At 69.1% G+C, this 23,084-nt stretch carries 21 protein-coding genes; 10 read left to right on the top strand and 11 right to left on the bottom strand.

All coding sequences use genetic code 11. From position 1 onward, the window contains the following. Positions 1-41: 41 nt before the first annotated feature. The gene (locus Mschef_RS03250) at positions 42-1,409 is read right to left on the bottom strand and encodes an MATE family efflux transporter (RefSeq protein ID WP_081126378.1); all 1,368 of its coding nucleotides are present in this window, start codon (positions 1,407-1,409) and stop codon (positions 42-44) included. Positions 1,410-1,499: 90 nt separating this feature from the next. Here Mschef_RS03250 and Mschef_RS03245 point away from each other — a divergent pair, with 90 nt between their 5' ends. Continuing rightward, positions 1,500-2,492, top strand: a complete 993-nt coding sequence (locus tag Mschef_RS03245) for an NAD-dependent epimerase/dehydratase family protein (RefSeq protein WP_081126377.1) — start codon at positions 1,500-1,502, stop codon at positions 2,490-2,492. A 309-nt stretch (positions 2,493-2,801) separates the two neighbouring features. Continuing rightward, positions 2,802-4,985, top strand: a complete 2,184-nt coding sequence (locus Mschef_RS03240; protein WP_081126376.1) for a primosomal protein N' — start codon at positions 2,802-2,804, stop codon at positions 4,983-4,985. 85 nt (positions 4,986-5,070) lie between these two features. Here the strand turns inward: Mschef_RS03240 and Mschef_RS03235 are convergent, their stop codons facing one another. The 5 genes from Mschef_RS03235 to Mschef_RS03215 form a co-directional block, all read right to left on the bottom strand. Next, complete coding sequence (locus Mschef_RS03235) at positions 5,071-5,592, bottom strand: hypothetical protein (RefSeq protein ID WP_081126375.1); 522 nt, start codon at positions 5,590-5,592, stop codon at positions 5,071-5,073. A 98-nt stretch (positions 5,593-5,690) separates the two neighbouring features. Further along, on the bottom strand, positions 5,691-6,773 hold the full coding sequence (locus Mschef_RS03230) for an ADP-ribosylglycohydrolase family protein (protein WP_081126374.1): 1,083 nt from the start codon (positions 6,771-6,773) through the stop codon (positions 5,691-5,693). A 17-nt stretch (positions 6,774-6,790) separates the two neighbouring features. Then, positions 6,791-8,938, bottom strand: a complete 2,148-nt coding sequence (ovoA, locus tag Mschef_RS03225) for a 5-histidylcysteine sulfoxide synthase (RefSeq protein ID WP_081126373.1) — start codon at positions 8,936-8,938, stop codon at positions 6,791-6,793. Between the two features lie 138 nt (positions 8,939-9,076). Further along, entirely contained in the window at positions 9,077-9,994 is a 918-nt protein-coding gene (locus Mschef_RS03220) for a glycosyltransferase (protein ID WP_081126372.1), read from the bottom strand. Positions 9,995-10,025: 31 nt separating this feature from the next. Then, positions 10,026-11,291, bottom strand: a complete 1,266-nt coding sequence (locus Mschef_RS03215; RefSeq protein ID WP_081126805.1) for a multifunctional CCA addition/repair protein — start codon at positions 11,289-11,291, stop codon at positions 10,026-10,028. A 90-nt stretch (positions 11,292-11,381) separates the two neighbouring features. Between Mschef_RS03215 and Mschef_RS03210 the strand changes: the two genes are divergently transcribed. Next, entirely contained in the window at positions 11,382-12,251 is an 870-nt protein-coding gene (locus Mschef_RS03210; RefSeq protein WP_081126371.1) for a TlpA family protein disulfide reductase, read from the top strand. Positions 12,252-12,311: 60 nt separating this feature from the next. Here the strand turns inward: Mschef_RS03210 and Mschef_RS03205 are convergent, their stop codons facing one another. Then, positions 12,312-13,262, bottom strand: a complete 951-nt coding sequence (locus Mschef_RS03205) for a LysR substrate-binding domain-containing protein (protein WP_081126370.1) — start codon at positions 13,260-13,262, stop codon at positions 12,312-12,314. A 40-nt stretch (positions 13,263-13,302) separates the two neighbouring features. Next, on the bottom strand, positions 13,303-14,964 hold the full coding sequence (gene ettA, locus Mschef_RS03200) for an energy-dependent translational throttle protein EttA (RefSeq protein WP_081126369.1): 1,662 nt from the start codon (positions 14,962-14,964) through the stop codon (positions 13,303-13,305). 376 nt (positions 14,965-15,340) lie between these two features. On the opposite strand from ettA, the gene glyA reads away from it, so the two are divergent. The 5 genes from glyA to Mschef_RS03175 are packed head-to-tail and all read left to right on the top strand — an operon-like array spanning position 15,341 to position 19,360. Then, entirely contained in the window at positions 15,341-16,594 is a 1,254-nt protein-coding gene (glyA, locus tag Mschef_RS03195) for a serine hydroxymethyltransferase (protein ID WP_081126368.1), read from the top strand. Positions 16,595-16,609: 15 nt separating this feature from the next. Then, positions 16,610-17,158 carry a transcriptional regulator NrdR gene (nrdR, locus tag Mschef_RS03190; RefSeq protein ID WP_081126367.1) on the top strand — a complete coding sequence of 183 codons (549 nt, stop codon included), beginning with the start codon at positions 16,610-16,612 and terminating at the stop codon, positions 17,156-17,158. A 9-nt stretch (positions 17,159-17,167) separates the two neighbouring features. Then, positions 17,168-17,659, top strand: a complete 492-nt coding sequence (locus Mschef_RS03185; protein WP_081126366.1) for a GNAT family N-acetyltransferase — start codon at positions 17,168-17,170, stop codon at positions 17,657-17,659. After that, on the top strand, positions 17,656-18,762 hold the full coding sequence (gene ribD / locus Mschef_RS03180; protein ID WP_242426429.1) for a bifunctional diaminohydroxyphosphoribosylaminopyrimidine deaminase/5-amino-6-(5-phosphoribosylamino)uracil reductase RibD: 1,107 nt from the start codon (positions 17,656-17,658) through the stop codon (positions 18,760-18,762). Before Mschef_RS03185 ends, ribD begins: the two co-directional genes overlap by 4 nt. 1 nt (position 18,763) lies before the next feature. Beyond that, positions 18,764-19,360, top strand: a complete 597-nt coding sequence (locus Mschef_RS03175; RefSeq protein WP_081126365.1) for a riboflavin synthase — start codon at positions 18,764-18,766, stop codon at positions 19,358-19,360. Here Mschef_RS03175 and Mschef_RS18355 read toward each other — a convergent pair. Next, positions 19,299-19,610 carry a DUF6538 domain-containing protein gene (locus Mschef_RS18355; protein WP_425486737.1) on the bottom strand — a complete coding sequence of 104 codons (312 nt, stop codon included), beginning with the start codon at positions 19,608-19,610 and terminating at the stop codon, positions 19,299-19,301. The two genes, Mschef_RS03175 and Mschef_RS18355, sit on opposite strands and share 62 nt — an antisense overlap. A 27-nt stretch (positions 19,611-19,637) precedes the next feature. On the opposite strand from Mschef_RS18355, the gene Mschef_RS03170 reads away from it, so the two are divergent. Continuing rightward, entirely contained in the window at positions 19,638-19,892 is a 255-nt protein-coding gene (locus Mschef_RS03170; protein ID WP_081126364.1) for a FitA-like ribbon-helix-helix domain-containing protein, read from the top strand. After that, positions 19,889-20,305 (top strand): type II toxin-antitoxin system VapC family toxin, encoded by a 417-nt coding sequence (locus tag Mschef_RS03165; RefSeq protein ID WP_081126363.1) that lies wholly within the window; start codon positions 19,889-19,891, stop codon positions 20,303-20,305. The genes Mschef_RS03170 and Mschef_RS03165 overlap by 4 nt, the downstream gene beginning before the upstream one ends. A 306-nt stretch (positions 20,306-20,611) precedes the next feature. Here the strand turns inward: Mschef_RS03165 and istB are convergent, their stop codons facing one another. Together istB and istA are read right to left on the bottom strand one after the other, a co-directional pair. Further along, a complete protein-coding gene (gene istB, locus Mschef_RS03160) occupies positions 20,612-21,436 on the bottom strand; it encodes an IS21-like element helper ATPase IstB (RefSeq protein ID WP_081126362.1) in 825 nt (274 codons plus the stop codon). Next, the gene (istA, locus tag Mschef_RS03155; protein ID WP_136256384.1) at positions 21,423-22,928 is read right to left on the bottom strand and encodes an IS21 family transposase; all 1,506 of its coding nucleotides are present in this window, start codon (positions 22,926-22,928) and stop codon (positions 21,423-21,425) included. The genes istB and istA overlap by 14 nt, the downstream gene beginning before the upstream one ends. Positions 22,929-23,084: the final 156 nt, after the last annotated feature.

Raw genomic sequence — 23,084 nt, 5'->3', positions numbered from 1 at the left:
ACCTGTGAAAGCGCGCAGCCTAGCCCAGCCCGGCACGGGCGTCATCCGCCATCGGTCACCAGGTTCAGCCGGTGCGCACGGCGCACGAAGCGCGCGAACAACAGCAGCGCGGCCATGCTCAGCCCGGCGATCAGGCCCATCCACACGCCGCGCGCGCCGAGGTGGTGCCAGAAGCCGAGGTAGATGCCCAGCGGAAAACCCACCACCCAATACGCGAACGCGGTGATGAACATCGGCACGCGCGTGTCCTTGAGCCCGCGCAGCGCGCCGGCCGAGGCCACCTGGATGCCATCGGAAAACTGGAAGATGCCGGCCAGCACCAGCAGTTGCGCCGCCAGCGCGATCACGCGCGGGTTGACGGTGTAGATCGCGGCGATGGCGTGCGGAAAACCCAGCATCAGCGCGGTGGAAAAACTCTGCGTCAGCAGGGTCAGCGCGATGCCGCTGTAACCGGCGTAGCGCACCCCGCGCGTATCGCCGCGCCCCACCGCGAACCCCACGCGCACGGTGATCGCCATGGCCAGGCCCAGCGGCAGCATGAAGGTCACCGAGGCCACGTTGAGCGCGATCTGGTGGCTGGCCACCACGTCCGCGCCCAGGCGCCCGATGGCCAGCGCCGCGGCCACGAACAGCCCCGCCTCCATCAGCAGGCTGAAGGCCATCGGCATGCCCAGGCGCAGCAATGCGCCCAAGGCGCGCAGGTCCGGCGGCTCCGGGCGCTTGAACAAATGCAGCCCGTCATAGATGCGCGCACGGCGCATGTACAGCGCGAAACCGCACAGCTCCGCCCACAGGATCAGCGCCGTGGCCATGCCGCTGCCCTGCGCGCCCAGTGCCGGCACGCCCAGCCTGCCGTACATCAGCACGTAGTCCAGTGGCACCAGCAACACCAGGCCCAGCACGCCGAAATACATGGTCGGGCGCGTATGCCCCATGCCCTCGGACACACCACGCAGCGCGAAATAACAGGCGATGGCCGGCGCACCGAAGGACACCGCGTGCAGGAACTCGGTCACCTGCGGCCACAATCGCGGATCGACGTGCAGCGCGCGCACCACCTGTGGCGCCAGCCAGTGCACCGCGGCGAACAGCAGCAAGCCCATGCTCAACGCCAGCCACAGCGCCTGGCGGAACAGTGGACCGATTTCAGCGCGACGTTCGGCGCCGACCAACTGCGCCACCGAGGGCGGCAGCGCCATCATCAGGCCGATCGCGGTGACCACGGCCAGCGACCACAGACTCACGCCCACCGCCACCGCGCCCAGCACGTCGGCCGAGTAGTGCCCGGCCATCACCGCATCGACCGCGCTCATGCCGACCGCCGCCAGTTGCCCGGTGATCAGTGGCAGCGCCAGACGCAGCGTGCTCCAGGCTTCATCCGCGAACCGGCGCGTATCGACGCGTGCCATGATGCCTGCTTGTGATGCGAAAGCCGCGCAGTGTAGCCGGTGCCGGTGTGGCACCGATGCTTGCGGCGCGACGCCCGGACGAGGCCTGACATGCGCAGCGCATTCATCACCGGAGCCGGCGGTTTCCTCGGCGGCCACGTGCGCGCCGCGTTGCAGCGGCAGGGCGTGACGCTGCGCGCGCTGGCGCACAGCGATGCCAGTCGCGCGGCGCTGACCGCCGCGGGGGTCGATGTGGTGCAGGGCGAGATCGACGACGCCGCGCTGCTGGCACGGGCACTCACACCCGCGCCCGATGTCGTGTTCCACATCGCCGCCGACACCAGCGTGTGGCGACGCGAGCGCGCGCGCCAGTGGCGCATCAACGTCGACGGCACGCGCGCGCTGCTGGATGCCGCCATCGCCGCCGGCGTGCCGCGTTTCGTTTACACCTCCAGCATCAGCGTGTACGGCCTGACCGCAGCCTGCATCGACGAGGACTCGCCACGTCTCGGCCTGCACGGACCGGTGCACTACGCGCGCAGCAAGGCCGCGGCCGAGGCCCTGGTCTGCGCCGCGGCGCAGAGCGGACGCATCAGCGCCGCGGTGCTGCAGCCCGGCCACATCCTCGGCCCCGGCGATCGCCACAACTGGTCGCGCCTGGCGCAACTCATCGCCGCGCGGCGCCTGCCCGGCGCGCCACCCGGCGTGGGTGCGTTCGCCGATGTGCGCGAGGTCGCGGCCGCGCACGTGGCGGCGGCCATGCATCCGGCGGCAGCGCGGGCATGGGTGCTGGGCGGCGCGGCGGCACCGTTCAGCGCGCTGGTCGCGGCGCTGGCGCGGGCGCTGCACCTGCCCGCGCCGCGCCGCACCCTGCCGCATGCGCTGCTCTGGCTGCGCGCCGTGCTGGATGAATCCGCCGCGGTTTGCACCGGCCGGCCGCCCGCGCTGACCCGCGAAAGCGTGGCCCTGGCCTGCCATCATCTGTGCGTGGATGACACCCGCGCCCGCATTGAACTGGGCTACCGCCATCAGCCGCTGCAAACCATGGCCGATGACACCGTGGCCTGGCTGCAGACCGCGGGCTTGCTGGCCGCCACGCAATAGGAATTTTTCATCCGCGGCAGACGTTGTGCACAGCAGCGCAAGGCTGGGCAAGCTGCACCCGGTCGCGCACGCGGCACGGTTTGCTGCGCGTGAAATCGTCCCGGCATCACCACGCAAGTATCTGTTTTCATGACTATGTGACGCTTTGTTGAAAATGTGACCAAGGCAAGCCGCCGCGTGCTGTGGCAAGGTGCGCACGCTGCCATGCAGCGTCCCATGCACAGACTTATCCACAAGCCATGTGGATAAGCCGCAAATCCTTTCGGAATCCGGCCTTTGCCACGCGAAGTTGCGCAGCCGCACACGAACATGACGCAACCCGACGCCTCGCCGCGCGTGCTGCGCGTGGCACTGCCGGTACCGCTGCGGCGGCTGTTCGATTACACCCTGCCGGAGTCATTTCGCACGCCCATGCCCGGCCTGCGCGTGCGCGTGCCGTTCGGCCACGGCACACGCATCGGCGTGGTGGTCGCGTGCATGGCGTGCAGCGATCTGCCCGCGGCACAACTCAAGCCGGTCAACGCGCTGCTGGATGATGTGCCACTGCTCGATGCCGAGCTGCTGGCCAGCGTGCTGTGGGCCGCGGAGTACTGGCTTGGCAGCCCTGGCGAGGCCCTGCTCAACGCGCTGCCGGTGGCACTGCGCGATGGCCGCGCGTTGCCACAGCTGCGCGCGCAGACTTGGATGCTGAGCGACGCCGGCCGCATCGCGCTGCAGACCAGCCGCACGCGCGGCGCCAGTCTGGCGCTGCTGCAACGTCTGGCTGCAGCCGAGCTGCCTGCCCAGTGCGTACGCACGCTGCCTGCCGCCGAGCGCGCGGCGCTGGCGCGTCTGCGCCGCGCCGGACACATCATCGCCGCCGCGGACAGCGCCGCCACGCCCGGCACCGCGCCCGCGCTCAACCCCGCGCAAGCAGAAGCGCTGGCGCAACTGCGCGCGCAGCCACCGGGATTTTCCGTGACCCTGCTCGATGGCGTCACCGGCAGCGGCAAGACCGAGGTGTACCTGGCGCGCATCGCCGAGGTGCTGGCGCAGGGCCGGCAGACGCTGGTACTGGTGCCCGAGATCGGCCTGATCGCGCAAACCGCGCAGCGCCTACAACAGCGTCTGGGCGTGGGCATCGACCTGCTGCACTCGGGGCTCAGCGACGGCCTGCGCGCCGAGGCCTGGCTGCGCGCGCGCAGCGGCGCAGCGCGTGTACTGCTGGGTACGCGTTCGGCGGTGTTCGCACCGCTGCCGCGCGCCGGCCTGATCGTGATCGACGAGGAGCACGACGCCAGCTACAAGCAGCAGGACGGGTTGCGCTACCACGCGCGCGATCTGGCGCTCAAGCGCGCGCAGGCGCTCGGCATCCCGGTGCTGCTGGGCTCGGCCACGCCGGCGCTGGAAAGCCTGCACAACGCCGCACGCGGGCGCTATGCGCACCTGCGCCTGGCGGCGCGCGCCAACGCGCGCCCGGCGCCGCATGTGGAACTGATCGACCTGCGCCGCCAGCGCAGCGAGCACGGCCTCAGCGCGCCGCTGCTGGATGCCCTCGGCGCAACCTTCGCGCGCGGCGAGCAGGCCATGGTGTTCCGCAACCGCCGCGGCTACGCACCGGTGCTGAGCTGCGCGCAGTGCGGCTGGCACGCCGACTGCCCGCAGTGCGCGCGCCCGCTCACCTGGCACCGCGCCGCGCAGCGGCTGGAGTGCCACCTGTGTGGACGCCTGCAGCCGGTGCCGCCGTGCTGCCCATCCTGCGGCAGCAGCGCGCTGCAGGCGCAAGGGCATGGCACCGAGCGGCTGGAGGCGGCGCTGGCCGAGCGCTTTCCCGACATTCCGCTGCTGCGCGTGGATCGCGAAACCACGCGCACGCGTGCCGCGCAGGCCGCGCTGGACACGCGCCTGCCCGAGCACGGCCCGGCGCTGCTGGTCGGCACGCAGATGCTGGCCAAGGGCCACGATCTGCCGCGCCTGACCCTGGTCGCCGTCACCAGCGTGGACGAGGGTTTGTACAGCATCGACTTCCGCGCGCCCGAGCGCCTCGCGCAGCTCATCGTGCAGGTCGCCGGCCGCGCCGGTCGCGGCACGCAGCCCGGGCGCGTGCTGCTGCAAACGCGCCACCCCGACCATCCGCTGCTGCTGCAATTGCTCAGCGGCGGTTACCACGCACTGGCCGCCAGTCTGCTCGACGAACGCCGCGCCGCGCGCTTGCCGCCGTTCGCCTATCACGCGCTGCTGCGCGCCGAGGCCGCGCACGAGGCCGCGTTGTTCGCGTTTCTCGACGCCGCGCGCACCGCGCTGCCCAGCGAGGCCGCCATCGAAATCATCGGCCCCATGCCGGCGCCGTTGCCGCGCCGCGGCCCGCGCTGGTGCGGCCAGTTGCTGCTGGCCGGCGCACAGCGCGGCGCGCTGCACCGCGCGCTCAAGCCTTGGGCGCTGGTGCTGGAAACCCTGCCGCAGGCGCGCGCCCTGCGCTGGTCGCTGGATGTCGATCCGCTGGAGATGGGCTGAGAGGCTGGGGAAAAAAACGCCCGCCTGCTGCGACCGTCGCCACGGCGCTCGAATTTTTCACAGCCTCTGAGTTGTGGTGCGTCGGTCAGGCCTGATGTCTACGGCTCCAGCACCGTAACACCGCCCTCGGCCCCACCGCGGCAACCACGATCGCCAGTCCGATCAGTAGTTCGACCAATTGCAACAACCACGCCAGCGGCATGCTGGCGAAGTCGGCGACCCAAGGCACGTTGCGGTCCAGATGCAATACCAAGTCGCGCAGCAAACCGAGCAGTCCATGCACCGCGAAGTAGAGGCCCAGCAAAGCGAATAGCGTGCGCTGCAGCGTGAGTAAATCGGTGCGACTCGGCGCAGCCGGCACCATGCCGCCATCGTGTCGATCGGCCGTACGCAGCGCACGCGTACCGAGACGCCACAACAGTGCGCCGATCCCCGCAACGAGCACGAATACGACCAGCACGCCCCCAAGGTAGGTCCAATTGTCACCGCGCAGCGCACCCCACTCGAAACGCGTCTGCAGCAGAAAAACAGTCAGCGACAAAGCCAGGGTAGCCAGCACGTACATCGCCAACAGCCGCAGCGCCAAAGCCGTGATGATGCGGATCATGGTGTCTCCCCCACCCTTGCCCATGCCGCATGCTACTGCGCCGCACGGCCGGACATCGCGTGGCGACCGACTGGGCTGCGCGATCGGAGTCGGCGCGCCTAGGCGCGTTCGATTTGCGCCGCGAGCCGTCGCGCCCACTCCATGCGCTGCGTGGCGCGTTCCAGGCCACCGATGAAACGCTGCGGAATCGCGGACAGACCGACCATCGCCCCGACCAGCGCGCCGGTGAGCATGGCGCGCGCCTGATTCTGGCCGCCGCCGTTGATCGCGTGCAGCACGGCGGCCTCGAAGTCATCGGCGAAACGCGCGGCGAGATAGTACGCGGCGGGAAACTGGTGGTACACCGCGCAGGGCATGCCATACACCAGCGATGCTTTCCACGCCGGTTCGATGCGTACCCCGGGATCGGCGGCGGCGCGGGCGATGTTGCCCGGCGTGAGCAAGGCATCGGGGGAAGCGAACTGCCCCGGCCGCGGCGCGGCTTCGGCGCTCGCGGGGACGGCATCCAGCGCCGCGGCGGTGACCGTGTGGAATGGCAGCTCGCCGCTGCGCACCAGCGCCATCAGCCGGGTCGAAATCTGCGCATCCAGCGGATGACCCTGGACCAGCAGGCCCAGCACCGCGCAGTACGCGGTGGTCATCGCGCCGATGGTCGGATCGATTTGCGTCAGCACGGTGTTGGCGCCGACAAAGCCGGCGAGCTGACGCGGCGCATGCGCGTAGCGCACCGCGATGGCCAGCGTGCGCTCGGCCGCTTCGGTGTTGTCGGCATGGCCGCCGACGCGTCCCCACGGCAGGCCCTGTTGCACGCGCTTGCGCCAGGCCTCACGCATCGACTGGCTGGTGTAGCCGCCGGGCCCGCCCTGCGGCGTGCCGTCGAGCAGGGGGAAGAATTGCGTGTCGATGCGACGGCAGAAATCGGCCTCGTCGTAGGCGCCGCGCTCGACCAGGCTGCGCAGCGTCAGCTCCAGCAGCCAACCGGGCTGGGACGATTGCCCCGCGCGCAGCCCCGCGTGGTAGCGGCCTGGCCTGGGCGTGGTGTAGTCGGCGACCCACGGCCCGAAGTCGGCGTGCAGCGCATCGAGGTCGTAATACCAGTGCGGGCCCACGCCCAGGGCTTCGCCGATGAATGCGCCGAGGAGGGCGCCGCTGACACGGTCTTGCAGGTCGGATGCCGGCATGGCGGGGACTCGATCCGTCAGCGCCGTCGCCAGACGCTGACTTCGGACAGGCTGTGCTGGAATTTGCGCCGCGTTTCGCGGATCACGAACGGCAGCTCGCGCGGCTCGCCGACGCGATCGAAATGCGCGCCGAGGATGTCGCGCAGGCCGTCGAGCGTGGTGTGATTCTCGCCGTCCTTGCGGAAACCGCCGATCCACTCCTCGCGCCGGGTGTGCTCGGCCAGCCAGGTGTAGGGCGAGGCGATGACCAGCAGTCCACCGCGCTTGATGCGCGCGTGCACCTGCCCGAGAAACTGCGCGGGACTGTACAGGCGGTCGATGAGGTTGGCGGCGAGGATCAGGTCGTAGCCGCCGAACAGTGGCTTGAGGTTGCAGGCATCGCCCTGGAAGAACTCGACCTTGCGCGCTGCCTCGACCAGGCCCAGCTCGGCCAGGGTGCGTTCGCGATAGCTGACCAGTTCGCCTTCCTCGACCAAGGCGTAGCGCAGCGTGCCCTGCTCGGCCATGTGCGTGCACACGCTGATGAAGCGCGCGGAAAAATCGATGCCGGTGACGTGCTCGAAATGCCGCGCCAGCTCGAAACTCGACCGCCCGGTGGCGCAGCCGAGATCCAGCGCGCGGCGCGCCGGCTGCCCGTCCATCGCCGCGCTGCACAGCTCGGCCAGCGCCTGCGGGAAGTTGGGCACGCCGAAGTGGCGATCGCCGTAGTGGAACTCGCAGTATTCGGCGACCAGGCGATCGGTTTCGTAGTGCGACTCGGGCAGTTGCGTGCGGGCCTGGCTGACCACGTAGCGGAACCCGGCATGCTGGAAAAAGTGCCGTCTGAAGGCATAACGCGAAACCGGCAGGGCCGGGTTGCCGCAGGAAATCCACGAACCACCCTTGATCAGGTTGTGGTGACCGTCGAAGGTGGGCGTGGTGAAGTCGTCGTAGAGCGGATGCACCGCGAACCCGGCGAACGGATACGTCGGCGTTTCCAGCCACTGCCAGACGTTGCCGATCAGGTCGCAGAACGGCCCCTGGGCGAAACGCGTCACCGGGCACGACGAGGCGCCATGGTCCAGCTCGATGTTGGCCGGCGCGGGCCGTGGCTGCGGCCCGTCGGCGATGCCGGCGAGCTGGCGCATCGCGTGCCACTCGTCCTCGCTGGGCAGGCGCACCGGCTGACCGCTTTGCCGCGCCAGCCAGTTGCAGAATGCCTTGGCCTCGTGGAAGTTGGTTTCCACCGGCCAGTCCCAGGGCATGGGCACTTCCTCGGCCAGCAGGCGCAGACGCCAGGCGCCGGCACCACGCACCCAGAACGCGGGATGTTCGGCACGCGCGTAGCGCTTCCACGCCGCGCCTTCCTCGCTCCACAGGCTGTCGTCGGCGTAGCCACCGGCCTCGACGAAGGCGCGGAATTCGTGATTGCTGACCAGCTGGCGCGCGGCCTGGAACGCCGCGACATCCGCCGCGTGCGCGCCGAATTCGTTGTCCCAGCCATACACGTGCGGCTGCCCGCGATCGCGCCCCAGGCGCACCTGGCTGGCATGCACGTCTACCAGCGCGTTGCGCGGCGGCATGCCGCTGTCACGGCACGGCTGCCAGGCCGGGTGCGGCTTGACGTATTCGAGCTTGTGCTGGCGGATCAGCACGGACGAAGTCTCCAAGTGGATGCGCTCGTGCTCGATGCCCATCAGGATCACCCACCACGGACTGTCCCAGTCGATGGGCGCATCCAGCGGCAGGCTGCGGATCAGGCCATCGACGACGTCGCGCACGCGCCGGCGATAGGCGCGCACGGCCTGCGGCGTCGGCCACTCGTAGTGCCGGTCATCGAGGTCGTCCCAGCTCATTTCATCGACGCCCACCGCGAACAGCGATTCCAGCTCGGGATCGATGCGTTGCCTGATCAATTCGGCCAGGATGAGCTTGTTGATGAAAAACGCCGCGGTGTGGCCGAAATAGAAAATCAGCGGATGGCGCTGCGGGATCGGCTTGACCAGCCATGCCGCGTCGTCGCGCAGCAGCTCGAGCAGGCTTTCATGGCGATCGAAGGTCGCATGGAACGCGTGCAGGACGTCGACGCGCAGGGCCGCCGGCTCGCGGCCATCGAGGCGCACCGCGCGCAAGTCGCCGTGGCCCCGCGCGGTGGTGGTTTCAGCAGCGCCGCCGGATATGTCCATGCCGGCATTATCCCAGCGCTGCCGCGCGCATGTGTCAACGTCGCGTCAATCAGGACAAGGTTGCCGTGCACGGTCATGGCGCCGCCGCGACGAATCGACTTGCCGGGTACGCGACTTGCGTGAGCAGGACGGATTCCCTCAACGATCGGCCATGCCGGCGCCAGCGCGAGCATGGCCGCGCGCGCGCGCATCGCGCCATGCCAGGCGCGGCGCCAGCATGGCGAAGTGCAGCCAGACCAGCGCGGGCAACAGCGCGCGCCATGGCCAGCGCCGCGCCGCGGCATCGTGCGTGCGCAGATAGCGCAGCAGGCCGCGGTGCTTGTGCCGCGCCACGAACAGCGCGCGGCTGCCGGAGGAACCACCTTTGGCGTGCAGCACGCGCGCCGCGCCGGCGAGGCGCAGCGGCGTGCCGCCGGCACGCACGCGCGCGCACAGGTCCAGATCCTCGAAGTGCAGGAAATAGCCCGCATCAAAACCGCCGACATGATTGAACACCGCGCGCGGCAGCAGCAGCAGCGCTCCGGACAACGTCTCGACCGGAACCGTCGCAGCGGGCAGCGCATCGCGCCGGTTGACCCCGGCCAGCGCCGGCCAGCGTGATTCGAAATGCGCCAGCCCGCTCATCATGCACAGCACGCGGCGCAGCGTGGGCGCGCGCCGCCAGGCGGCCGCGTCGGGCCGACCCTGCGTATCGCAGACGATGGCGCCGACCAGTGCCCCGTCCTGCGCGGCGGCGAGCAGGCGCGCGAGGGTGTCGGCGGCGAGCAGGCAATCGGGATTGAGCAACAACAGCCAGTCACCGCGCGCCACGGCCGCGCCACGATTCATCGCCGCGCCAAAGCCGAGATTGGCGCCGAGTTCCAGCACGCGCACGCGCGCATCGTCCGCATGCTCGCGCGCGAGGCGCTGCGCAATGCCATCGCGACTGGCGTTGTCCAGCACGATCAGCTCGCTGCATTCCGGCGCGGCCAGCGCGCGGCGCGCGGCCTCCAGCGCGCCCGCGCCGCTGTCGGCCAGCACCATCAGCACGCTGACGCGGGCGGTGTCGGATGCCATGGCGGATGCGCGCACGCTGGACTCGAGGCACCTAGCGTGGGGCATGCGCGGCACCTGCTGCAGGACAGGCCGTGCTGATCGCGCGGCAGCGCGCAGCGCGCAGCGCAGCGCCCAGCGCCGGGCCCTGCAGGCCCTGCGCCAGCAGCGGCGCGGTACTGACATGGTGCGCGGCCGCCAGCGCGGCGCGCAGCCGCGCGGCCTGCGGATACGCCGCATCCGCGTGTCCGAGGCGTCCGCGCGCATCGGCCTCGCAGGCCAGCAGGAATTCGTGCAGGCGCTGCGGACGGCGCAGCGCGTCGAGTTTTTCCAGCAACTGCAGCAAGGTGCCGGGACGCAGCGCCAGCGCGCGGTGCGCATCCAGGTGATAGCGGCACACGGCGGCGGCCAGATCGGCGTGTTCGCCGCCGACTTTCAGCCGCGCGCACAGCGCACGCAGCGGCGCCAGTCCGCGCTGCTCGTGGCCGACGTGGCGTGGCCACTCGGCGCGCGCGGTCAGCGCCTTGCCCAGGTCGTGACCGAGCGCGGCAAAGCCGATGCGGTCATTGCCAGGCGCCAGCTGCGCGGCCATGTCCAGCACCAGCTCGAGATGCACGCCGCAGTCGATCTCGGGATGATGATCGGCGCGTTGCGGCACGCCGTACAGCGCATCGACCTCGGGGAACAACCGCGCCAGCGCGCCACTGGCGCGCAGCACGCGCACGAACGCCGACGGCTGCGCCTCGGCCAGCGCCTTGCGCGTCTCCGTCCACACGCGCTCGGACACCAGATGGTCGATCTCGCCGCTGGCCACCATCTGTCGCATCAGTGCCAGGGTTTCATCGGCCACGCGAAACCCCAGCGGCGCGTAGCGCGCGGCAAAACGCGCCACGCGCAGCAGACGCACCGGGTCTTCGACGAACGCGGGAGAAACGTGGCGCAGCACGCGCGCCTGCAGATCACGCTGGCCGCCATGGGGATCGATCACGCGCCCCTGCGCGTCCTCGGCCATGGCGTTGATGGTCAGGTCGCGGCGTGCCAGATCCTGCTCCAGCGTCACCTCGGGCGCGGCGTGAAAGGCAAAACCGTGATAGCCGTGACCCTGCTTGCGCTCGGTGCGCGCCAGCGCGTACTCGGCGGCGGTATCGGGGTGCAGGAATACCGGGAAGTCCTTGCCCACCGGCTTGAAGCCGGCGTCGAGCAGCGCTTGCGGGGTGGCGCCGACGATCACGTAATCGCGATCGCCGCCACTGCGTCCGAGCAGGCGATCGCGCACCGCGCCGCCGACGAGGTACACGGAAAAGAGCAGGGATGGGTCCATGCGCATAGCCTATGCGCGCTGCGGCCCGCGCGTCGAACGAAACCTTGCGCGCGTGGCACTACCATCGCGCCTGCGCAACCGGAGACCGCCATGCAGGCACTGCCGCTGGGCCCGCTGGTGCTGCCGTGGGGACCGGTACTGATGTTGATCGGCTATGCCGTGGCCGCACTGGTGGCCTGGCGCGAGCGCCGTCACGGCCGCGCCGACGCCGAGCCGGCGCTGTACCTGCTGCTGTTGCTGGGCCTGCTCGCCGCGCGCATTGGTTTCGTCGCCCGACACTGGCGCAGTTACTCCGGCGTGCCGGCCATGCTCGACATCCGCGATCTGGGCTTCGCCCCGTGGCCGGGCGCGATCGTGGCGCTGCTGGGTGGCGCGTTATGGCTGTGGCGGCGCCCCGCACTGCGCCGCCCGCTGGCGTTGAGCGCGGCCAGCGGACTGGTGATCGCCGGGCTGATCGGCGCCATGATCAGCATCTCGCAGCCATTGCGCACACCGCTGCCCGAGGTCACCCTGCGCACGCTGGATGGCGCGCCGCAACCACTGGCGGCGCTGCGCGGCACGCCGCTGGTGCTGAACCTGTGGGCTACCTGGTGCCCGCCCTGCGTGCGCGAGCTGCCGCTGCTCGTGCACGCGGCACGCCACGAACACGGCGTGCGCATCGCGCTGATCGATCAAGGCCAGGATGCCGCCACGGTGCGTGCGTACCTTCACGCGCACCGGCTCGATCCGCCGCTGGTGCTGCTGGATGGCGACGGCGCGCTGCTGCGCGCCTACCACTCGCCGGGGCTGCCGACCACGCTGTTCATCGCGCCCGATGGGCGGCTGCTCAGCGCGCACGTCGGTGAGTTGTCGCAAGCCACCCTGGCGCAAGCGCTCATGCGATTGCGCGCCGCGTCGCGACCAGCGCCCACTGCCCGCGACGGCAGCGCCTTGCGCGCGCATGCATCACCCTCAAACTGAGCGCATGGCCGCAGCGCCGGCTTGCCGCGACACATGACCCGAGCCGCGTGGCAAAGCAAGCTAGGCGCGCGCCGCGGTTTGCCGTGCGCCGCGCGCGCGCGACTTGATGGTCGCCGCCGAATTCAACGGCGCCGCCTGCGCGGTATCCAGCAAGGCTTGCAGCAACGCGCCGCGGTAGCGTCCACGCGCCAGCACCAGCGACAGCTCGCGTTGCAAATCCAGAAACGGCGTCGGCAGGATGCGCAGCTCGCCCGCCGCCAGCTCGGCGCGCACCGCCACGCGCGGCAGACAGGCCACGCCAAGCCCGGCCAGCACCGCCTGCTTGATCGCCTCGCTGTTGCCCAGCTCCAGCACGGTGACGCCGGCCGGCAGGCGCGTCAGCTCGCGCTCGACCAGGGCGCGCGTGGCCGAGCCGTGTTCGCGCAGAATCCAGCGCGCACCGGCGAAATCGGCGGGCGCGAGGCGCTTGCGCGACGCCAGCGGATGGGTGGGACGCGCGCACACGCACAGCGCATCCTCGCGCCACGGCAGCGCGTCCAGCCCGGCGCGCGCGGCCGGGCCTTCGACGCAACCGACATCGAGCGAATAATCCAGCACGCGCTCCAGTACCGTTTGCGTGTTGTCCACCAGCAGTTGCACCGAGGCCTGCGGGTGCAGCGCGATGAAGCCGCCCAGCAGCTCGCCGACACGGTAGCTGCCGACCGTGTTGCTGGCGCCGATACGCAGCTCGCCGAGTAGTTCGTCGGGGCTGGCGGCGGCGTTGCGCTCCAATGCCTGCATGCGCACAAGCACCTCGCGTGCCTGCGGCAGCATGGCGCGACCGCGCGCGTTCAAGTGCAGGCGCTGGCGCGCGCGATCGAACAGCACCACGCCGATGCGCCGCTCCAGCTCGGCCAGCGCCATGCTCGCCGCGGGCTGGGTGAGGTGCAGTTGTTCGGCGGCGGCGCGCACGCTGCCCAGCGCGGCGACGGCAACGAACACCTCGAGCTGGCGCGGAGAAATGCCGATCATGTGCGCAGCATAGCCGCTGACCGGCGCAAGCCGGCGCGGCTCAGGCGATCTTCTTGAAGCGCACGCGGTGCGGCTGCGCGGCCTCTTCGCCCAGGCGGCGCTTCTTGTCGGCCTCGTATTCCTGGTAGTTGCCGGTGAAGAACTCGATGTGCGAATCACCCTCGAAGGCGAGGATGTGCGTGGCGATGCGGTCGAGGAACCAGCGGTCGTGCGAGACCACGATGGCGCAGCCGGGGAACTCCAGCAGCGCCTCTTCCAGCGCGCGCAAGGTTTCCACATCGAGGTCGTTGGATGGCTCGTCCAGCAGCAGCACGTTGCCGCCGCTCATCAGCGTCTTGGCCAGGTGCAGGCGCCCGCGCTCGCCGCCGGACAGTTGCCCGACCAGCTTCTGCTGGTCGGCGCCCTTGAAGTTGAAGCGGCCCAGGTAGGCGCGCGAGGGCGTCTCGTAGCGGCCCACGGTGATCATGTCGGCGCCGCCGGAGATTTCCTGCCACGCGCTCTTGCTACCGTCGAGCGTGGCGCGCGATTGGTCGACGAAGGCCAGCTTCACCGTCGGTCCGATGATCAGTTCGCCGGAGTCGGGCTTTTCCATGCCCATGATCATTTTCATCAGCGTGGACTTGCCGGCGCCATTGGGCCCGATCACGCCGACGATGGCGCCGGGCGGGATCTTGGCGCTGAAGTCCTCGATCAGCATCTGCCCGGCGTAACCCTTGCAGAGTTTGTCGAACTCGAGCACCAGCCCACCCAGACGCTCGCCAGGCGGAATGTAGATCTCGTTGGTTTCGTTGCGCTTCTGGTACTCGACCGAGTTCAGCTCCTCGAAGCGGTTGATGCGCGCCTTGCCCTTGGACTGGCGCCCCTTGGCCGCCTGGCGCACCCACTCCAGCTCACGCGCCACCGCCTTGCGCCGTGCGCTCTCGCCGGCCTCCTCCTGCTTCAGGCGCTGCTCCTTCTGCTCCAGCCACGAGGAATAGTTGCCCTTCCACGGAATGCCGCGGCCACGGTCCAGCTCGAGGATCCACTCGGCGGCGTTATCGAGGAAGTAACGGTCGTGGGTCACCGCGACCACGGTGCCGGTGAAGCCCTGCAGGAAGTGCTCCAGCCATTCCACCGATTCGGCGTCGAGGTGGTTGGTGGGCTCGTCCAGCAGCAGCATGTCATAGCGCCCCACCAGCAGACGGCACAGCGCCACGCGGCGCTGCTCACCACCGGAGATCTCGCCGATCTTCGCCTCCCAGGGCGCCAGGCGCAGCGCGTCGGCGGCGATCTCCATCTGCCGCTCCAGCGTGTGCGCGTCGCCCGCGGCAAGGATGCCCTCCAGCCGCGCCTGCTCGGCGGCGAGCTTGTCGAAATCGGCGCCGTCCTCGCCATAGGCGGCGTAGACGGATTCAAGCTGCTTTTGCGCATCGAGGATTTCGGCAAAACCTTCTTCCACGGTTTCGCGCACGGTCTTGCGCGGATCCAGGTGCGGCTCCTGCGCCAGATAGCCGATCCTGATGCCGGGCTGCGGGCGCGCCTCGCCGTTGAACTCGGTATCGGTGCCGGCCATGATGCGCAGCACCGTGGATTTGCCGGAACCGTTGACGCCGAGCAGGCCGATCTTGGCGCCGGGGAAAAAGCTCAGCGAGATGTCCTTGATGATCTCGCGCTTCGGCGGAACGATCTTGCTCACGCCGATCATGGTGTAGATGTATTGCATGGAGGACTCCGAAGATTGCATGACGCCCGCTGCGCGGGCGCGCGGCGCGGCTGCCAGGAAAAAGAAACAGGACCATCCCGCCCCGTCATGCCCGCGCGGGCGGACATCGCTTCACGACAGCGCAGCGGGTCATCCAGCGCAAAGCCAGTTACCGGATGCCCGCCCCCGCCTTCGCCGGGGCAGGCTCTGCACGGGCAAGACTGACGCTGCGCAGACGCCGCGCATGTGTGAGGCCGGGCAAACCGGGCTACGTTGGCGACACGCGATTATCTCCGAGCGCGCCGCGCGGCGCCAGCGCTGCTAGGCGCAAACCCGCGCCTCCGTTAGACTTTTGCATCCGCGCGACGGCTGCGCCGCGCCTCGCCCGAGGTTCACCATGTTCCCCAGCACCCTGCAGATCGCTGGCTATGACGACGAGCTGGCGCGCGCCATCGCCGCCGAACGCCAGCGCCAGGAAGACCACGTCGAGCTGATCGCCTCCGAAAATTATGCCAGCCCGCGCGTGCTCGAGGCGCAGGGCAGCGTGCTCACCAACAAGTACGCCGAGGGCTACCCTGGCAAGCGCTATTACGGCGGCTGCGAGTACGTGGACATCGCCGAGCGTCTGGCCATCGCGCGCGCGCAGCAGTTGTTCGACTGCGACTACGCCAACGTGCAGCCGCACTCCGGCTCGCAGGCCAACGCCGCGGTGTACTTCGCCCTGTTGCAGCCGGGCGACAGCATCCTCGGCATGAGCCTGGCGCACGGCGGTCATCTCACCCACGGCGCCAAGGTCAACTTTTCCGGCAAGATCTTTCACGCCACGCAGTACGGCGTCGATGCCGGCGGCCTGGTCGATTACGCCGAGATCGAACGTCTGGCGCAGGAACACCGGCCGAAGATGCTGGTGGCGGGCTTCAGCGCCTACTCGCGCGTGCTCGACTGGGCGCGCCTGCGCGCCATCGCCGATGGCGTGCAGGCATACCTGTTCGTGGACATGGCGCACGTCGCCGGTCTGGTTGCCGCCGGGGTGTATCCCAGCCCGCTGCCGCACGCGCACGTGGTCACCAGCACCACACACAAGACCCTGCGCGGCCCGCGCGGCGGCATCATCCTGGCCAAAGGCGCCAGCGAGGATGTGCAGAAGAAACTGCAGTCGATGATCTTCCCCGGCACCCAGGGCGGCCCGCTGATGCACGTCATCGCGGCCAAGGCGGTGGCCTTCAAGGAAGCGCTGGAGCCGGACTTCAAGGTCTATCAGGCGCAGGTCGTGCGCAACGCGCGCGCGATGGCCGCCACGTTCGTGGCGCGCGGCTACAAGATCGTCTCCGGCGGCACCGACAATCACCTGATGCTGGTCGACATGATCGGCCGCGAGGTCACCGGCAAGGACGCCGAGGCCGCGCTGGGCAAGGCGCACATCACCGTCAACAAGAACGCCGTACCGAATGATCCGCGCTCGCCGTTCGTCACCTCGGGCCTCCGCATCGGCACCCCGGCGGTGACCACGCGCGGCTATGCCGAGGCCGAGTGCACCGCGCTGGCCGGCTGGATCTGCGACGTGCTCGACGCGCCCGCCGACGAGGCCGTGATCGCCGCCGTGCGCAGCAAGGTCACCGCGCAGTGCCGCGCGTTCCCGGTGTACGGCTGAACACACGGCCATTCGATGCACTGCCCCTTCTGCCAGCACGAGGACACGCGCGTGATCGACTCGCGTCTGAGCGAGGACGGCAGCACCGTGCGCCGGCGTCGCGAGTGCCCGGCCTGCGGTGAGCGCTTCAACACCTTCGAGACCGCCGAAATTCGTCTTCCCGCGGTGATCAAGAGCGACGGTCGCCGCGAGACGTTTGATGAGCGCAAGCTGCGCACCAGCTTCGAGCGCGCGCTGCAAAAGCGCGCGGTCGGCGCCGAAGCCATCGACGCCGCGCTGCGCGCGGTGCTGCATGGCCTGCGTCTGGGCGGTGAGCGCGAGGTGCCCTCGCTGCAGATCGGCGAGCTGGTCATGGGTGAACTGAAGAAACTCGACCAGGTCGCCTACGTGCGCTTTGCCTCGGTGTACCGGCGCTTCGAGGACGTGCAGGCTTTTCGCGAGGAAATCGAACGGCTGGAGCGCGACCTGCCCGCGCTCGAAGGTCTGCAATTGCCGCTGCTCGAAGGCGAGACGGAGGACACACCCGGCAAGCCGGCCAGGAATGTCCGCAACGGCAAGCGCTGAGCGCTGCGCATGGAATTCCGCATCGACTACGCCTGCGACGCGCCCGCCTTGCACAGGGATTTCGCCGCCGCGCAAATGACCGCGTTCGCGCCCATGATCGCCGACATGCGCCTTGATGCCACGTTGCTGCGCGTGCGTGCGCATGTGCAGCGCGGTGCGCTGCCGACCAGCTTCATCGCGCACGCTGACGGAGCCTTTCTCGGCGGCTGCAGCCTGCTCGTCAACACGCCCGCGGATACGCGCCCATGGACGCCCTGGCTGGCCAGCCTGGTGGTGCGCGCAGACCGGCGCGGACGCGGCATCGGCACTGCGCTGCTGCAACGCTGCGTGGACGCGGCGCGCGCGCTGGGGTTGCCTGGGTTGTACCTGTACTGCGCGCCGGAGCTGCACGATTACTACGCCACGCGCGGCTGGCAACGCTGCGGCGACTTCACGCGCGGCACCTGGCAGGCCACGGTCATGCGCATCGGGCTGCAAGCGGCGCGGGCGGACGCGGCATGAACCCGTTCAGCGCCAGCGATCACGCGCACATGGCGCACGCGCTGCGCCTGGCCGAGTGCGGCCTGTTCACCACGCAGCCCAATCCGCGCGTCGGCTGCGTGATCGCGCGGGGCGAACACGTGCTCGGCAGCGGCTGGCATGAACGCGCCGGGCAGCCACACGCCGAGGCGCATGCGCTGCGCGCGGCCGGTGCCGCGGCGCGCGGCGCCACCGCCTACGTCACGCTGGAACCCTGCGCGCACCACGGGCGCACCCCGCCCTGCGCCGATGCGCTGGTCGCGGCCGGCGTGGCGCGCGTGGTCGTGGCCTGCGTCGATCCATACGCGCAGGTCGTCGGCGCCGGCATCGAACGCCTGCGCGCGGCCGGCATCGTGGTCGACGTGGGCCTGATGCAGGCGCCGGCGCGCGAGCTGAATCGCGGCTTCATGAGCCGCATCGAGCGCGACCGCCCGTGGCTGCGGCTGAAAATGGCGCTGAGCCTGGACGGCCGCACCGCGCTGGCCGACGGGCGCTCGCTGTGGATCACCGGCAGCGCCGCGCGCGGCGACGTGGCGCGCTGGCGCGCGCGCAGCTCGGCCCTGCTCACCGGCGCCGGCACGGCACGCGCCGACGATCCACGGCTCAGCGTGCGCCTGGCCGAGCCGCAGCCTTTCGTGCCACCGCTGCGCGTGCTGCTGGATACACGTCTGGATGCCCTGCCCGTCGACGCTCACCTGCTGGATGGCACGGCACCCACGCTGATCCTGCACGCGCCGCATGCGCGCCCCGCACACGCCGGCTATGCGCGCGCCGAATGCGTGCCAGTTGCGTGCCACGGCGCCGGACTCGACCTCCACGCCGCGCTGGCGCTGCTGGCCGCGCGCGGCTGCAACGAGCTGCAGGTGGAGGCCGGCGCCACGCTCGCCGGCGCGCTGTTCGCCGCGGGTCTGGTCGACGAGCTGCTGCTGTATGTCGCGCCGGTGATGCTGGGCGACAGCGCGCGGCCATTGCTGCGCCTGCCGGCGCTGGCTGAAATGAGCGCACGCTGGCAACTGCGCACACTGGATCAACGCATGCTCGGCGACGATCTGCGCCTGTTGCTGCGCCCGCATCGAGGAGACTGACATGTTCACCGGCATCATCCAGGCCGTCGGTCACATCGCCCGCATCGAGCCGCGCGCTGGCGACCTGCGCCTGCGCATCGATGTGGGCGCGCTGGACCTGACCGGCGTCGTGCCCGGCGACAGCATCGCCGTCAGCGGCGTGTGCCTGACCGCGATCGAACTCGATGCGCGCCAATTCGCCGCCGACGTATCCCGCGAGACGCTGGCCTGCTCCACGCTCGGCGTACTGCGCGAGGGCGCCGCGGTGAACCTGGAGAAGGCCCTGCGCGTCGGCGATGCGCTGGGCGGACACCTGGTCGCCGGTCATGTCGATGGCGTCGGTCATGTGCGGGACGTGCATGCCGACGCGCGCTCGCAGCGCTGGCGCTTCAGCGCGCCCGCCGCACTGGCGCGCTACATCGCCAGCAAGGGCTCGGTGTGCATCGACGGCGTCAGCCTCACTGTCAACGAAGTGGACGGCACCGACTTCGGCGTCAACCTGATCCCGCACACGCTCGAGCACACCTGTTTCGGCCAGCGCGCAGCGGGCGACGCGGTCAACCTGGAAGTCGACCTGCTGGCGCGCTATGTCGAACGCATGCTGGGCGCGCAGGCCTGATTTCACCCGTCCGCAAGCTGCGGGTGATCTCAACCCTCCCGAGAAGGGGCCGAAGATCGGCGGGTACACCCAAGCGAGAGGTGAAGGTGTTGCCGCGTCGCTGTAGCACTTGCGTCCAATTCCCTGTAGCACGGCACTGGGAACGGTACGGCACCACTCGGAACGAGTGTCCTGCAAGGCTTACAGGAGCGGTGGTGGCTGCTAGGCGGTTGGGCGGTCGTGTGATATCATTTGTGTAAAATGCTATCATTGATAGCATAGATTCAAGGCAGCCATCATGGCGACAGTCACCGTTAGAAACCTACCGGACGAGGTGCATCGCGCGCTCCGTGTACGCGCCGCCATGCACGGCCGCAGCACCGAGGCGGAAATCCGCGAAATACTTGAAACGACCGTCCAGCCAGCGGAACGCCTTCGCCTGGGCACAGCCTTGGCGGAGCTGGGGCGTCGCGCCGGGCTGTCCGATGAGGATTTCGCTGCTTTTGAACAAATGCGCGACAAAACGACTGCCGAGCCTGTGAAGTTCGGATGATCATTTTGGATACCAACGTCGTCTCCGAGGCGATGAAGCCACGGCCACATCCGGAGGTACGCACGTGGCTGGACGATCAAGTCGCGGAAACGCTGTACCTGTCCAGCGTCACGCTCGCTGAGCTGCTGTTCGGCATTGGGGCCCTGCCGACCGGCAGACGTAAGGACGCACTGGCTCAAACGCTGGATGGGTTGTTGGAACTGTTCGGGGATCGGGTTCTTGCGTTCGACACGGACGCAGCCCGGCATTATGCCAAGCTGGCCGTAACGGCACGAGCGACTGGCAAGGGCTTCCCAACGCCAGACGGCTACATCGCCGCCATCGCCGCCGCACACGGCTTTACCATTGCGACACGTGACGCATCCCCGTTCCAGGCTGTCGGGCTCAAGGTCATCAACCCCTGGGGCCTATAAAACATCTGCCACTGACATTGTCCAGCACTGACCGCAGCAATACTCTTGGCCTTGATGGCCGCGCCCAACGACCTGCCCGCTTCTAACCTGCTGAGCCTACTAGCCAGACTGGATGGGGCACTGCCTTCGTCCGTCAACACGATGTGGCTGACGGACGTCGCTCGCAGCTTGCTGCGAATTCACCGAAATATCGCGGACTGTTGGCGCTGGTTGAAAACTGACCACCTCTGCTGGTTCAAAACTGACCAGGGATGGAGGCCGAGGGGAAGGCCCCTCGGCTGTGGATAAGTATAGGGTTTGGGGTCCTCAGAAGGGATCGTTGGTGTCGTCGGTGCTGCTGGATTCCGCGCCGAGTTTTCGTGTGTGCTCGCGGGATTTGATTTTTGCCTTGGCGGTCGCGCTGCTGTGACGGAAGCGGAACGACTCGTTGCCGGTTTCGACGATGTGGCAATGATGGGTCAGGCGGTCGAGCAAGGCGGTGGTGAGCTTGGCGTCACCGAAGACCGCGGCCCACTCGGCGAACGTCAGGTTGGTGGTGATGATGACGCTGGTGTGCTCGTAGAGCTTGGACAGCAGGTGGAACAGCAGCGCGCCACCGGCTTGCGAGAACGGCAGGTAGCCGAGCTCGTCGAGGATGACCAGATCCATGCGCATGAGCGCGTAGGCCAGACGGCCTTGCTTGCCCGCGGTCTTCTCCTGTTCCAGCGTGTTGACCAGCTCAATGGTCGAGTAGAAGCGCACGCGCAGGCCGCGCTGCGTGACGGCGGCGACGCCGAGCGCGGTGGCCAGATGGGTCTTGCCGGTGCCGGTGCCGCCGATCAGGACGAGGTTGTGCGCGGCCTCGGTAAAGTCCAGCGTGGCGAGCTGCTCGATCAGGGCGCGGTCGACCTTGGCGGCCGTGAAGTCGAAGCCGGCCAGATCGCGATGGACAGGGAACCGTGCGGCCTGCATCTGATGGCGGATGGAGCGCATCGCCCGATCGGTGTTCTCGGCACGGATCAGGTGATCGATCAGCCAGTGCGATGTTTGCATGGCAGCGGTGTCGCCTTCCTGCAGCAGTTCGGCATAGGCCTGCGCCATGCCGTGCAACTTGAGGTCCTTGAGTTCGGCGAGGGTGTCAGGCCTGGGCATGGCGCACCCCCAGGCCGTGCAGGCGGTCGTAGCGCTGCGGATCGGCCACCGGTTCCTCGATCAGCTGCAGCGTGGTCTCGACGCGGTCAGGGGTCGGCGTGGCGCGCAGCCGCGCGAGCACATTGAGCACATGCTCGGCGCTGGGTGCGCCGGACTCGAGGACCCGATCCACCGCAACGAGCACGGCCTCCAGGCCGAAGGTCGGCACAGAGGCCAGCACCTGGGCCATGACCCGGTCGCCACCCACATGGCGCAGCAGCGCCTGTTTGAGGGCGAGCAAGGGCGCCGGCATCTCGGCAAACGGCGCGCCGTTGCGCAGCGCGCCGGGCTTGCGCTCGAGCAGCGGGACGTAATGCCGCCAGTCGTACGCCACCTGATCGCGGTCCAGGCCGCGCACATGATCGGCGACGATCTGCGCATCGGCGCAGATCACGATGTGCTCGGGATACAGTCGCACGCTGACGCGCTGACCTGCGTACTCACAGGGCACCGAGTAGCGATTGCGCTTGACCGTGACCAGGCAGGTACTGGAGACCCGTGCCACGACCTCGACGTAGCCATCGAACCGGCTCGGCATCGGCATCAGGTGCGGCTGCTCGTACGCGTGCGCCTCGGCGATGCTCATCCCCGGGAAGTCCGGGTGTCGCGCGCTCTGCCACGCCGCCTTGCAGCGCTCCGCCAGCCAGGCATTGAGTTCGGCGAATGTGGCGAAATGCTCGGCCAGCGCCTCCTGCCAGATCCCGCGCCGGCTGTCCTGCACGTCCTTCTCGACGCGACCCTTCTCCCAGCCGGCGGCGACGGTGCAGAAATCCGCATCGATCAGATAGTGCGCGCACATCGCCGCGAAGCGGCCGTTGACCAGGCGCTCCTTGCCCTTGCCGACCTTGTCCACGGCCGTTTTCATATTGTCGTAAATGCCGCGCCGGGCCACACCGCCGAGGCCAGTCAGCGCGCGGGTGTGCGCATCGAACAGCATCTCGTGACTCTGCCCCGGATACGCGCACAGCCAGAACGCACGGCTGGCGCAGAGCTTCATGTGCGCCAGCTGCACGCGGCGGTAGACACCGCCGATGACAATGCCTTCCTCGCTCCAGTCAAACTGGAACGCCTCGCCCCACTCAAATTGCAGCGGCACATACGCTGCACGTGCCGTGGCCAATCCGGCCTCGGCACGCAAGTGCCGGATGCGCTCGGTCAGTTGCGAGTAACTCCCGGCATAGCCTTGCGCCTGGATCTCGGCAAACAGCCTCAACCGCGTCCGTCGATCCCGCTTGGGCCGATGCGCATCCGCTTCCAGCGCCTGCCGCAGCGCGGCCATGAACGGATCGAGCTTGGTCTTGCCCTGCGGCCGTGTGTACTTGAGCTCGTCGCGCTCGGGCGCTTGGAGCCACTTCCTGACCGTGTTGCGCGACAGATTATTGCGGCGTGCGATCGCGCTGATCGCGACCTTCTCCCGGAAATACATCCGGCGAACTTTGGAGTACTGACTCATGGTGATCACCTCGTGGTCCTGCTGGTTAAAAACTCAGCAGGTTAGGTTGAACACCCTGGTCAATATTGAACCGGCAGAACCCCTGTTTGATGGTCAGTTTTCAACCAGCGCCAACAGGCCACGCCCCTGCCTTGGGATGCGATTGCTGCTCTGGCC

It is taken from the genome of Metallibacterium scheffleri (assembly GCF_002077135.1).
GTDB classification, from domain to species: Bacteria; Pseudomonadota; Gammaproteobacteria; order Xanthomonadales; family Rhodanobacteraceae; genus Metallibacterium; species Metallibacterium scheffleri.
The sequence above is the reverse complement of the archived record's forward strand: the minus strand, read 5'-3'. Positions and strand labels throughout refer to the sequence as shown.

Excerpts from the sequence above, each read along its gene's own strand:
- Mschef_RS18355 (WP_425486737.1), bottom strand. The coding sequence starts at position 19,610 with ATGATAGCATTTTACACAAATGATATCACACGACCGCCCAACCGCCTA.
- istA (WP_136256384.1), bottom strand. The coding sequence starts at position 22,928 with ATGAGTCAGTACTCCAAAGTTCGCCGGATGTATTTCCGGGAGAAGGTC.
- Mschef_RS03235 (WP_081126375.1), bottom strand. The coding sequence starts at position 5,592 with ATGATCCGCATCATCACGGCTTTGGCGCTGCGGCTGTTGGCGATGTAC.
- ovoA (WP_081126373.1), bottom strand. The coding sequence starts at position 8,938 with ATGGACATATCCGGCGGCGCTGCTGAAACCACCACCGCGCGGGGCCAC.
- ettA (WP_081126369.1), bottom strand. The coding sequence starts at position 14,964 with ATGCAATACATCTACACCATGATCGGCGTGAGCAAGATCGTTCCGCCG.
- Mschef_RS03165 (WP_081126363.1), top strand. The coding sequence starts at position 19,889 with ATGATCATTTTGGATACCAACGTCGTCTCCGAGGCGATGAAGCCACGG.
- glyA (WP_081126368.1), top strand. The coding sequence starts at position 15,341 with ATGTTCCCCAGCACCCTGCAGATCGCTGGCTATGACGACGAGCTGGCG.
- Mschef_RS03220 (WP_081126372.1), bottom strand. The coding sequence starts at position 9,994 with ATGGCATCCGACACCGCCCGCGTCAGCGTGCTGATGGTGCTGGCCGAC.
- ribD (WP_242426429.1), top strand. The coding sequence starts at position 17,656 with ATGAACCCGTTCAGCGCCAGCGATCACGCGCACATGGCGCACGCGCTG.
- nrdR (WP_081126367.1), top strand. The coding sequence starts at position 16,610 with ATGCACTGCCCCTTCTGCCAGCACGAGGACACGCGCGTGATCGACTCG.
- Mschef_RS03205 (WP_081126370.1), bottom strand. The coding sequence starts at position 13,262 with ATGATCGGCATTTCTCCGCGCCAGCTCGAGGTGTTCGTTGCCGTCGCC.
- Mschef_RS03215 (WP_081126805.1), bottom strand. The coding sequence starts at position 11,291 with ATGGACCCATCCCTGCTCTTTTCCGTGTACCTCGTCGGCGGCGCGGTG.
- Mschef_RS03170 (WP_081126364.1), top strand. The coding sequence starts at position 19,638 with ATGGCGACAGTCACCGTTAGAAACCTACCGGACGAGGTGCATCGCGCG.
- Mschef_RS03230 (WP_081126374.1), bottom strand. The coding sequence starts at position 6,773 with ATGCCGGCATCCGACCTGCAAGACCGTGTCAGCGGCGCCCTCCTCGGC.
- Mschef_RS03250 (WP_081126378.1), bottom strand. The coding sequence starts at position 1,409 with ATGGCACGCGTCGATACGCGCCGGTTCGCGGATGAAGCCTGGAGCACG.
- Mschef_RS03175 (WP_081126365.1), top strand. The coding sequence starts at position 18,764 with ATGTTCACCGGCATCATCCAGGCCGTCGGTCACATCGCCCGCATCGAG.
- Mschef_RS03245 (WP_081126377.1), top strand. The coding sequence starts at position 1,500 with ATGCGCAGCGCATTCATCACCGGAGCCGGCGGTTTCCTCGGCGGCCAC.
- istB (WP_081126362.1), bottom strand. The coding sequence starts at position 21,436 with ATGCCCAGGCCTGACACCCTCGCCGAACTCAAGGACCTCAAGTTGCAC.
- Mschef_RS03240 (WP_081126376.1), top strand. The coding sequence starts at position 2,802 with ATGACGCAACCCGACGCCTCGCCGCGCGTGCTGCGCGTGGCACTGCCG.
- Mschef_RS03210 (WP_081126371.1), top strand. The coding sequence starts at position 11,382 with ATGCAGGCACTGCCGCTGGGCCCGCTGGTGCTGCCGTGGGGACCGGTA.
- Mschef_RS03185 (WP_081126366.1), top strand. The coding sequence starts at position 17,168 with ATGGAATTCCGCATCGACTACGCCTGCGACGCGCCCGCCTTGCACAGG.